Origin of the sequence: Bacillus sp. 491mf (genome assembly GCF_900112415.1) — a bacterium.
Lineage (GTDB): Bacteria > Bacillota > Bacilli > Bacillales > Bacillaceae_G > Bacillus_A.
In genome coordinates, this window is the sequence record NZ_FOLV01000037.1 from 25,257 (window position 1) to 37,007 (window position 11,751).

10 protein-coding genes are annotated in these 11,751 nt (G+C 34.6%); 5 read left to right on the forward strand and 5 right to left on the reverse strand.

The features are described from left to right. Positions 1–129: 129 nt before the first annotated feature. From BM211_RS21420 to BM211_RS21440, 5 genes are all read right to left on the reverse strand, one after another. Entirely contained in the window at positions 130–507 is a 378-nt protein-coding gene (locus tag BM211_RS21420; RefSeq protein WP_090999456.1) for a YxeA family protein, read from the reverse strand. A gap of 219 nt (positions 508–726) precedes the next feature. Next, positions 727–1,359, reverse strand: a complete 633-nt coding sequence (locus BM211_RS21425) for a recombinase family protein (protein WP_090999458.1) — start codon at positions 1,357–1,359, stop codon at positions 727–729. A gap of 600 nt (positions 1,360–1,959) precedes the next feature. Beyond that, entirely contained in the window at positions 1,960–2,307 is a 348-nt protein-coding gene (locus tag BM211_RS21430) for a YjdJ family protein (RefSeq protein WP_371261898.1), read from the reverse strand. A gap of 48 nt (positions 2,308–2,355) precedes the next feature. Continuing rightward, positions 2,356–5,430, reverse strand: coding sequence for a Tn3 family transposase (locus tag BM211_RS21435; RefSeq protein ID WP_090999460.1), 3,075 nt, complete (start codon positions 5,428–5,430; stop codon positions 2,356–2,358). Between the two features lie 80 nt (positions 5,431–5,510). Then, a complete protein-coding gene (locus tag BM211_RS21440) occupies positions 5,511–6,053 on the reverse strand; it encodes a recombinase family protein (protein ID WP_090999462.1) in 543 nt (180 codons plus the stop codon). A gap of 349 nt (positions 6,054–6,402) precedes the next feature. On the opposite strand from BM211_RS21440, the gene BM211_RS21445 reads away from it, so the two are divergent. From BM211_RS21445 to BM211_RS21460, 5 genes are all read left to right on the forward strand, one after another. Next, positions 6,403–7,455 (forward strand): ArsR family transcriptional regulator, encoded by a 1,053-nt coding sequence (locus BM211_RS21445; protein ID WP_090999464.1) that lies wholly within the window; start codon positions 6,403–6,405, stop codon positions 7,453–7,455. After that, positions 7,452–8,672 carry an MFS transporter gene (locus BM211_RS21450; protein WP_090999466.1) on the forward strand — a complete coding sequence of 407 codons (1,221 nt, stop codon included), beginning with the start codon at positions 7,452–7,454 and terminating at the stop codon, positions 8,670–8,672. The genes BM211_RS21445 and BM211_RS21450 overlap by 4 nt, the downstream gene beginning before the upstream one ends. A 330-nt stretch (positions 8,673–9,002) precedes the next feature. Beyond that, the gene (locus tag BM211_RS21455; protein WP_090999474.1) at positions 9,003–9,347 is read left to right on the forward strand and encodes a hypothetical protein; all 345 of its coding nucleotides are present in this window, start codon (positions 9,003–9,005) and stop codon (positions 9,345–9,347) included. Between the two features lie 980 nt (positions 9,348–10,327). After that, positions 10,328–10,465, forward strand: coding sequence for a hypothetical protein (locus BM211_RS26845; protein ID WP_176112592.1), 138 nt, complete (start codon positions 10,328–10,330; stop codon positions 10,463–10,465). 153 nt (positions 10,466–10,618) lie between these two features. Beyond that, on the forward strand, positions 10,619–11,251 hold the full coding sequence (locus tag BM211_RS21460; RefSeq protein WP_035438027.1) for a class I SAM-dependent methyltransferase: 633 nt from the start codon (positions 10,619–10,621) through the stop codon (positions 11,249–11,251). Positions 11,252–11,751: the final 500 nt, after the last annotated feature.

Here is an 11,751-nt window from a genome sequence, read left to right on the forward strand (position 1 = left end):
AAAATAAACAAACTGGTTACGGCGTAACAACAGCTCTATTTAAAAGACATGGATTCATAGTCATTTCAGAAGAAGATTTTGAAAACAGAAAAGGATTTGACCTTTAAGGCCAAACCCTTTTTATTTTTATTATTTCGCAGCTAGTTTTTCTTTCACTTTCGCAGGAAGCTCTTCCTGCTTCACTTCTTCCCAACCTGATACATCTTCTTCACCTTTTTTATCACAGTAGTAGACGCGTAAGAATGCTTCTTTACGAAGGTTTTTTTGAGTATTGAATTCTAATTCTTTTTCTTTACCGTCTTTATCAAATCCAGTTAAATTGTAATTAAAACGTTTCGATGTTCCTCCGTCATCAGCTTTTTCAATTCCATCCGTTGTAATTTGAACATAATATTTATCCTGAGATAATTTACCCAAATGATGTAAACCCCAAACGTTCCAACCCGAACCTACTAATAAGCTTGCAAATACGATTAAAATACTAAAAAGTGCGATATATTTTTTCAATTTCTTCACCTCATGTGTTTTTATTATATTGTTATGTTAAGTCTTTCTCCACAAAGAAGAAATGTAAAAACATAACATTAACATAACACCTTTGTAAGATATTAAAAAAATCGGATGTACAATCATTCCGTTACCAATCAAAATACGTACAGATTTTAAATTCGGATGGTTTGCTACAGTTTCGTTAAAGTGTTGGTGGTATGTTTTATAGGAAAAGCCCTAATTTACTTCTTCATATTCCTTCATAATTTTATAAAAGGTGTTTTTCTTTAGTTTTAACATTTCCATAAATATAACAGCAGTTATTTCTCCACTTTTCCATTTTGAATGAGTTTCTTCTATTATATTTATTTGCTGTTTGCTTAAGGTCAAAAGGTTCACCTGAGGACGGCCTAAATGTTTTCCTTGAGACTTAGCTACAGCAATACCTTCCGCTTGTCGCTGATGAATCTTTTTACGTTCTTGATCCGCAACATAGGACAGCAAAGATAAAAATTGATCTTCCATTAATCGGCCCATATCACCCATATCACGAAATTTCCGACTATCAAACAGGGTTTCATTTTCTAAAACTACGATATCCGCTTGTAATTCTCTTGTTATATACTTCCATTCTGAAATTACCTCATCATAATTACGGCCCATACGATCTAAGGCGTCTATGTAAACAATATCACCTGTACTTAATATCTTTCGTAATAATTGATATTGAGGACGATCAAAATGTCGTCCACTTGCTTTATCGACAAAAATGCGTCGAGCTTCCACTCCTCGTTCCATCATCTTATGTAACTGACGTTGTTCATTTTGATCTTTTGTACTTACACGTATATATCCATAAATATTTGCCACGTTTTGTATTCTCCTTACATTTGTTACCACAATTATACCATTTTGTTTATAAAGGTATTCATTAAAAATAAACGTTTATAAAATGATTTTAATCACCTTTATTAACTTGATATTTCAACGTTTCATAGATAAGGCACGTTAGTTTGTAAAGGTATACCTTTACGAATAAGAAACATTGTTGAGAAAGTTGTATTAGTTTCCAGAAAATTTTGTATTTAATTGATTGTAATATAATCCCAATCATATAATAAATTTGCCAATACCGATTAGTTGGTATTGGCAAATAACACTTTAAAGGAGTGGGTTTATGACATTATTCTGATACTGAAACCGGAGGTGAATGGAAAGATGTAACTTAACTGGGGTCCTGACGTCAAAACGCGGATATTATACGCTAAGACATTTTATGGAAAAATTCCTGGTTTTTATACACTAAGAAGGAAGTCTTGTGCTCTCTAAAAGGGCATAAATAAGTCCCTGTTTTTGGAGTTTGGAGAGTAGTCACCATCTAACGTAACCTTAAAAGGACAAGAAATAAGAAAAACCATCACTGGAGGATGGTTTTCTATATATGGCAAAGTCGCTTATTAAAGCTGTTTCCTATTTCTTCTTGTCAGATAAAGGGAGCGATACATCATATCTTGCCTTTCTAATTCTCCATATACTATAAATGGTTACAAGGATAAAATGTAAGAAACTAATTACCATAATTGCAGAGTAGACAGGATAAAATTTAGCTGTATACACAAAGAAATCAAGTTGAGAAATATCATGAGAATTATAAATTTTTTCCCTATTGTACAGCCATTTTGTGAACTTGGCAGTATATTTCCACTCTTCAGGGTAATCTACTAATTGACTGCCCTGATACCAATTTATAAGTGTAGATACAACGAACACAATGAACGAGAATCCTAGTTGAAACATATGTAGGGTAACTTTGCCCATCCCCCGAAAAAGGGGAATAAGACAAAATATACCAAATTATATTTTATCTTATTCTTCTTCAAGTGAATGTTCTTGCGTTAATCTGGCTAAAATATCATCTTCATTGATGCTCTCAATGATTGTCTCTAAATTTACCACTGCTGGAGATTTACTAAATTCATAACGGCCATAAAAATTGATATGTTGCCAGGCAACCGGTGAAATATACTTTAGTATGTTCATCTCAATACCTTTATTTTGAGATTTCGTTAATAAATTTGATAATATACTCGCATTGTAGTAAATAATACAATTGGTTAGCAACCTACTACATTCATTCCAGATCTGCTGATCTTGTTCAGTCTTGAAACGAAGTTTCCCAAAGTTTGCAAAAGAGACAGCCCGACGTAATTTGTGATAACTTTCCCCGCGGTTTAGCGCCTTTTGAACATTTTGACGTAATGGTAGCGAATCAATGTATTCTAAAAAATATAGACTTTTGATGATATTATCATACTCCCACAATGCACGTTTGGTTTGATTTTTTCGCGCATAGGAACTTAACTTTCGAACAATCACATTTTGAGTAGTCGTTTTTAAAGCAAGAGACAGTATAATTCGTTTAATATTGTCCCATTCCTTCATAATTAGCTCTGTATTAATTTTCCGCAAAGGTTTGATAAGGAATTCTTCATACTGGCTTGGATGCTGAAAACCATATAAATTTCGAGATATTGTCGCATGAATATCTTTATATCTTGGGGCAAACTGATAACCAAATAAATCTAAAATTGCAAAATTAACCTCATTTGTTCCGTGTGTATCTGTAGAATGAATATTAGGCTTTATATCAGTTGTATTATTGTATAAGATATCGAATACATAATGGCTTTCATGTTCATTCGCACCAATAATTCTTGCTTGAATCGGAATATGGTTGGCCACCATTGTATAAGAGGTAATCCCTTTATTCATTCCGAAATATTTAGAGGAATGACGGGACTGCAGCGTATGAATCTGTGTTTCAAATTTTTGACCGTCACTACTCGAATGCACGAAATCATCCATATTATAATATTGAACAATAGGAAGTTTACTTATTGCGTTACTAATACAGTCATTCGCTTCTCTTAACGTTTCTAATCGAATAAAATCAGATGAAATAGTTGCTAATTTTGAATAATCTATATCAGAGACTTCCCCCATTCTATATAATCCCATATTTGTTCCCCAAGCTATTAAACATGGAATGAGAATAGTATCATTTGCTTTTTGATTTGCATAACGTCCCAGGATATGTTCAAAGTTATCTAGGAAATTACATTGTTGATTTACAAAGTACAGAATACTTCTCATATCACCTTGTGGTAATACATCGAAAAACGAATGATTAATAGGAGCTGAAGCTCGAGTATATGGAAGTGTCCAGGAATGATGATTTTTATGCTTTTTTACTTGAACATGTTTGTTTTTTCCTGAAGTAATTCTTTTATTAATTGAGATGATACGAGCTTCTAATTTGTTTTCAAGTTCTTTTAAATGTTGTTCGATGGGCTGTTGTAGCATAGTTAAATGGAGATCTTGAATGATACTCTCTTTTTGTTCCCACTTATCTTCATCGATTAAATCATCTTCAAAACTTCTATACTGTATACTATCTCTACAAAAAATATCTCCTGATTGCAAACGATGCCATAAGGAATAATAAATTAAAAATTCATATCGATCTATTAGTAAACGTTTTGAATGAGGCTCATCTTTCGTGTAAAGATAACGTTTGTTGCTATTTGTTATAAAGGCTTGAGGGATATCTTCGATATCATATTTGGTTAAGGCTTTTCGTTTCGTAAAAACTCCTTTTAAAAAAGTTATTGCATCCATAAGAGAGTCATCCATATCTGTTGTAACAAAATCGATCATCATAAAAATAGGACGAATTTGTCGTTTAAACTGTAATGCCAATGTATCAATACGTTCCCAACGGAATGCTTTTTCATCTATTTTTGTATTATCCAGGATTTGATTGGCTAGTTCAGTTAACTTTGGACGGTCTAGGATAGAAAATACACGTTTTTGAATGTCTTTAAATGCTGTATTATCTGAAATATTTTCATCTACTATAACTTGTAAAACCTTTCCTACTTTCGTAAAATCCTCCTGGTTTTCTGTGTAATAGGTATATATCTGGTCTTTAGCAAAGGATAGGATATCATCGTTGTATTTTCTCATTTTATAAATAAAACTATTAATCAAATGATCATTCATTCTTTGATAACGATGAAAAATAAAGCACAGTAAATAAATATAGATAAGGTATTCATCAAACCGTTTTAATTTATATACGGAATAATATTCTACTAAAGAAGCGTAGTATTTAATGCTTTCATTAGAAATTTTTAGTTGAGGTAAAATAATATTGGCCAGTTGAAAAAAGGAGCGTATATTATTTCCACATTCGATTTCACGCTTAATTTCATTAATACTAAAATCTTTTGGTTGATGTTTTATTCTAGTGATCTCATATAGTCCAGAAGAATTATATAATAATTTTTTTAAATGCTGTTTATCTGTTTCAGATAGATAATTTTGTATAATCATTATGAGTCGTTGTTCTTCAGATGTAATAGCAGTTCCTACAATATCTTGCATAAAACTATACGCGGGAATAATAATGTGTTCTTCTATTAAATAATTGAGTAATTCACGAAAAATGAAAATAGGTTTTCCACTTACTGTTGCAGCCCTACGGGCTTTTTCTTGTAAAACACCTCGATAATATGAGTCACAAATACGGTAATTAGATATTTTAAGAATTAATTTTTTATGAGTTGATCGTGTCTTTTTATCAATCGATCCAAAATCTCCAAATGACTCATTTTTAAAATAGACTTTTAAAATATATTGAATATCTTCTTGGACTTCAGATAATTTAAACTGAAAAAATAAATGTTTTGATTTGAAATATCCAAGTTGAAGAATAAAATACACTTTAGACTTTATAGAACGTAAAGTATATAATAATTCCTTTTCTACTTGTGAAAGCGAAAAGTATAACACACGTTCTTTAGGTGTAAATACAGGTCTACTATAAAGACGATTAATTTCATCAGTTGTTAAAATTTTTAGTCTGTTTTTAGTGTTCATATTTATCTTGGAATCCATCCTTTTACACAAAATATTTTATAATCAAACTCACTATGTCACAAAGTATACGTCATTTTGTATTAGTTCATATTTCGATAAATGGTCATTCTAGATATACCAGATTTTTCAGCAGCCTCTGTGATACTTGCTCCTTGTTCCATTAAATAAAATGCATAACTTAATTTTTCTTTGTCTACAGATGGTCTACCAGGATATTTACCTCGTTTTTTTGCTGCCAGAATTCCTTCTTTTGTCCGTTCTGAGGTTAAATCTCTTTCAAATTGAGCAATCCCTGCAAAAACAGTAAAGAGCATTTTCCCGTGTGCTGTAGTTGTATCAAGCCATGCCTCTTTTAGACTTTTCAAGTTTGCTCCTTTACGAGAAATAAGTTCAGCAATTTCAATTAAGTCTTTAGTAGAACGTGAAAGGCGAGTCAAATCTGTAACTACTACTGTATCTCCTTGACGTAGAAACTCTAACATACGATTTAACTCAGGGCGTTCGCGTTTAACACCTGTTACTTTTTCAAAAAAAAGACGCTCGCAACCAGCATCTTTTAGTTGCTGTTCTTGTCGATCTAAATTTTGATCAATTGTAGATACTCGCATATATCCAAATTTCATAGAATTCCTCCTTTTTTAGTTTTATTGTATCAAAAACGTTGTGAAATAGATATTGTTACAAATTAATTTTGTTACATATTTTTGTTACACTGAGATTGCTAGTTTACTTAACTTCATAACCCAATACCAATCGCTGTCACAAAAACGGTCGTTTTTGTGACAGGTACTTATCAACTTCCTTCAAAATTAACCTCATTAATATATATATAAGATTATTTCTTATCGAAATAGCACATACATTTTAAGGAAACCAAAATATTATAAAGTTTTAAAATAAAATTCAAAAAATATTGAATTTTATTTTCTGATATTTTAGAATATGTATTATAAATAGAAAGGAGGCTTTTAAATGAAACAAACGTATTCCTCACAACTGATTGAAACTATATCCCTGGAAGTAGAATCTTCACCCGTTTGGGAAGTTATCCTAGGCATAGCTGGATACACACATGCACGAATTAGACATACATTTGATTTAGACGAGAAATGGCTGACAGACCAGAGTTCTATGCCTACGTCACTTATAGATGTTCTACAATTGATACAAGAGACTAACTTCTGGTACGGATTGCTTATGCTTCAAAACAGATTATCTTCATCATCTGTTTCAGATTTTTCGAATCATCTTTATAACCTCTCAGCTGACTGTATATATGAAACTATTTTGCCATATGGAGGTCGGGAGCTTGAACCTTTACGAAAAGAAGCTGTCGAGGCTGCTGCTTTCCGTCATAGCTTAGCCTCATTTGAGGAATATGCTACACATTTTAATGACCATGATTATTTATGTGGATACGTTCGAAGTTTAGCTCGTTACTCCCGTGAGGAATTATGTGCCCTTTTTATTGAAGTGATTACAGAGTGGCATAGCTGGATAAGTCAGCAGGAGGAATGGGAGAAGTGGAATAAAGCATTATCTTTTGAACAAAAACAACATGATTCATTGGATATTACTAGACCTGTTGAGGAGATTGAACGTATTACGGACGGAGTGAGATATCAGCCAGAGCCATCTATTTGGACTGTCAAACTGATTCCTCATGTTTCATATCGTCCCTGGGTTTTAGAGCAAAGAACTTCGGACACTAAATTATTATTTTATCCATTGAAGGACGAATATTTGCTAGAACCTGGGATACCATCTATTGATCTTGTTCGCGGCCATAAGGCATTAGGAGATGAAATTCGCTTACGATTGCTATACCAATTGTTAAGGGGACCTTCATCTCTTCAAGAGATGAGCACCCAATTCAATATTTCAAAGACTACCCTGCATCATCAACTTTCACTATTGAAAGCTGCAAAATTCATTAAGGTTGATAAAGGAATATATTCTGCCAATCCAACACAGCTTACTCACTTTTCCAGACGTCTTACCCAGTACCTTGGAGATGACATATGAAGAAATACTCTAAATCATTTAAGGCACTATGGGTGGGCGAAGTTGTATCGGAATTTGGTGGGGCGGCTGGCGGAATTCTAAACGGACTGTTACTATATCAAGTCACAGGTTCTAAGGAATGGATGGGGGTACTCTGGCTTATCTATTTTATTCCTTCTTTGCTTCTACAAATTATAAGTACTCCCTTTCTTAATTATGTTGTAAAGGAGAAGGTGCTTCGTAACATACAGCTTATTCGTTCCTTTGCATACCTTTTTCCTCTGGCTGGATATATCACAGATAAGTACACAGGAACCATCCTAGGGTTAATTATTCTGCAATGTACATTGGGACTGTTGCAGCCCATCTATGCTAGCATTTCTTTTTCCCTGCTCCCTGATATTTGTAAAGAAGAGGAGCTTACTCAGGCAAATGGATTATTAGATGCTACCATTCGCCTTATGAGTTTTATAGCTCCCGGAGCTACATCTTTGTTACTACTAGTAAGTCCTATACATTTTATTTATGTATTTTCATCTATTATGTTCTTTATCAGTTTTCTTTCACTATTACAGATTCCTATAAGAAGTACAGAAAAAGTGGCTACCTGGTCAAAAAGGTTTTGGTGGGCTGAAATGAAGACAGGATACCGTATATTCTTCAAGTATCCTTCTCTCTTAAAATTGTCTCTTCTTTCCTCCACCGTCCAGTTTGCAGTAGGAACAGCAATGGTTATTGGTATTCCGTTTATAAAAGGAGAACTTAACGGTCACTCATGGGAATATGCCATCTTTTCTGGTGCTTTCCCAATCGGCTATGCACTCGGAATGGTCTTACTTACACGGGTTCCTAAAACACCTCAAACTATGTATCTTGGTTTAATAGGAGGAGGTCTCTCCTTTGTCCTATTATTCTTTGTTCATTCCATACCATTAGCTTGGATATGTGAGTTATTCGGAGGGATTGCTTTTCCACTTTTTAATGCTCAAAGTGCAGCCGTTTTTCAGCGTGAAGCTCCTAAAGATCGCCTACCCCAACTTAGCGCTGTACGTTTGCTCTTTCTCCGAATCACTATGCCAATAGGCATAGTGTTCGCATCGTCATCCTTCTTACATATGAATATAAGGCAGACATATGGAATTGCCGGATTAATAATTATCTTACCAGGATTATTCTATTTATTTTCTTCACTGTTTCAAAGCAAACTACCAGTGAAGAAAGAGAAGAAGACAAGTTGATTACAAGAGCAATGTTTTAAAACAATAATTCCTCTTGAGTAGGTAGTCATTTGATATTTTCTACTTACTCTTATGTCTATATTTTTTGTTGCTATCCATAATTAAATCAACAATCTTAATAATCTTTTCTTAATATTGCTGTCTATAGCAAAAATGTTTATTTTGACTACAACCAAAATAGCAACAATTTAGTAAATATTGTATTTCCATGACCTATTTTTACACGTATCTCGGCTGAATCCCAATCTATTTAGTATCTAATTGGTATATTTTGTCTTATTCCCCCTTTTCGGGGGATGGGCAAAGTTACCCAAATTAAGGTTATCTTTCATTGCCTTATCTGTAATACTTAGTATCGCATTCGTATTCTTTGTACAAAAAAAGGATGTCATTTTTCAAGAAGGAAATCCGATACCACTGGCAATTGCTATGTCAAAGATGGTACTTGCAGATAAAAATATAATGGAAGTGCAAACAGATGATATTACCCATCCTTATTTAGTAAAACAAGGAGAGCTAGATCCTTATATTGAAATGAAAGAGAAAAACGGATGGGAATTTATAAGTAGAGATATATACGGAAATTATTTAACTTTTCAAAAAGGAAATACAACAGAAAGTATTCCTTACAGATATTTCACACGATATTATACAATCATTAATTTCCAATATTAGTAAATGCATTTACTTCCAATAACGGGAATTATGGTACGACAAGAAGTCGCATTCCCACAGTGTAGCTTCCGCTACTAGACTAGATGTAAAGTCTATCTCCATCCGAAACTGCGGACTTGGTAACAAGTCCGTGGGTTGCATGAGGAAATGAGGAAACAGAGAGTCTGTACATGGCTCAGAATACTGCTAGGAGAAGACAAGTATGGTGAACGAGTGTGAAGGCTTGCAAGCTTCGTAACCGTTAGCTTGGGATAATGTACAGCGTTGCCCCTCGCTTACCCGACTAAAACTTAACTCCTCTTTTCGGGGGATGGCCAAAAACACCTATATATTTTTTTACAAGAAATAATAAAAAAGGCTTATTCCTTGTAAGGAAATCAAGCCTTTTTATTATTTAGACTCACACAAATGATCTGTACATCAATTTAACTTTGATAAACAGATCATTTATACGATGATAATTCATTGTAAAAAAGTAAAGTTTACGCAAAAGCTTTTAGAAGTTCTTGAAAAAATGGAATGATTCCACCTAAAAATTTTAAAATTGCCATTACAGCTGCCATAATAATTCCTCCTTTATAATTTTCTGAATATTAAGAACTTTATAAGTTCATTTTATTATAAAAGTAATAATATTACAATATGTTTTTTGGATCTTTAAGGAAGTTTTTTTAGAATACCCTTGTATCTTAGAGATCGGGTACGGAAACGATTCTAAATGTGAGGGGACAATCTTAAGTTGATAGATATATGGTGCTACCCCATGTCCATCAACTTAAGATTTTGAAATTCCCCCAAAACGAAAATTTTGTGCATTATGCTCGTTTTTATTGTTTTGAAGTAACCTGTTCTTGATAGCGATGTGGGGCGGTACCCAATAAAGTGAAAGTCAATATTATAAAAACAGTACCTCATTTTTCCAATCAAGGTATAATAGATGTAGGAATTTTCACTCAACTAAAGAATAAAAATGAGAGGAAGTGAATTTAGTGTTTGTACCATCTAAATTAAAAAAAGGTGATGAAATACGAATTATTGCACCGAGTAGAAATGTAAAAATCTTATCTGAAGAAGGTATTCTACAAGCCGAAGTTAAGATAATTGGAAAATGTTGGTGAGCCCCCTTTAAGGAAATAAAGTCTTAGACTGACCGGGAGGCATTAAGCTAACGGACAGGTATGTGCGATCTAGAAAGGAAGCGTTCCTTTTGTCAAAATGATAACAAGCATCTAATTATTACGCTCTTCTCCGCAGAAAGTGAGGTTCTGACCATGACGAGACGTTCAGAAGCTGAACATTGGAACGAGGTGTTTGCCGATGTGAATCTCGGCAAGCCGCAAGTAGATTTTTGGCTGGAAAAATACGAGCCGATGCTAGAATTGGCCCAAGATGGACCGGTCATTGATCTTGGCTGCGGATATGGCAGCGACTCTTTGTTTTTAACAGAACGAGGTTATCGGGTCATCGCCTGCGACTTCTCCTCTGAGTCGTTGGCGATTATACGCAAATATGTGCCAGGCGTTGAAACAAATCTATTCGATATGACAGGAGGATTGCCGTTTCCGGATGGTAGCGCGAGGGCGGTTGTCGCGGATTTGTCCCTGCATTATTTTCACTGGGACGATACTGTTTCTATCGTTAGCGAAATTGCGAGAGTTGTCGGCACTGGCGGATTGCTGCTAGCCCGCTTGAATTCCACGCGCGATGTTCATTACGGTGCCGGCCAGGGCATCGAATTGGAACCCCGTTATTACGAGCATGAGGGGCGGCGGAAACGTTTTTTTGACGAAGCAGATATGCGTCGGTTGTTTGACGGATGGGCGATCAACGTGTTGACGGAAACGGACATGCACCGCTACCGGAAGCCGAAAATTTGCTGGGAGATGGCAGCTTGCGTCCGCTGATGGCAGCCTCGGGAGGGGGGCTGTGTGTGCCGACGAACTTGCCGATGTGAATCCGACCGTCGGGACAGCTGGTCGAAAGCAGCCGGACAAAGAGACTCAAACCTTTTTTGTTCCGCTCACGGGGATCGATAATGCAATAAACCAAAAACTAGTCAATAACACTTTATTTTCGTGTTATTGACTAGTTTTTGGTTTATAAAGCCGGATTAGTATAGATTTTCCTCGAACAGAGTTAATTAAACAACTTAAAACTACATTGAATACATGTAAACAAAGTGACAACCATTGATTTAACAATGATTGTCACTTTGGAGTTAAGATAATTAACGAATGCTGGCGGTACCCCATCGCTATCAAGCTAAGATTTTAAAGTAACCCCTAAACGAAAACTTTGTGTTTTTTATAGCACCGAAGTTCATTTTTATCGTTTTGGGGCAACCTGTTCTGTTAGGTTGATGGGCATGTCGTGTGACCCCTATATAAAAGATTTATTTGAAGTT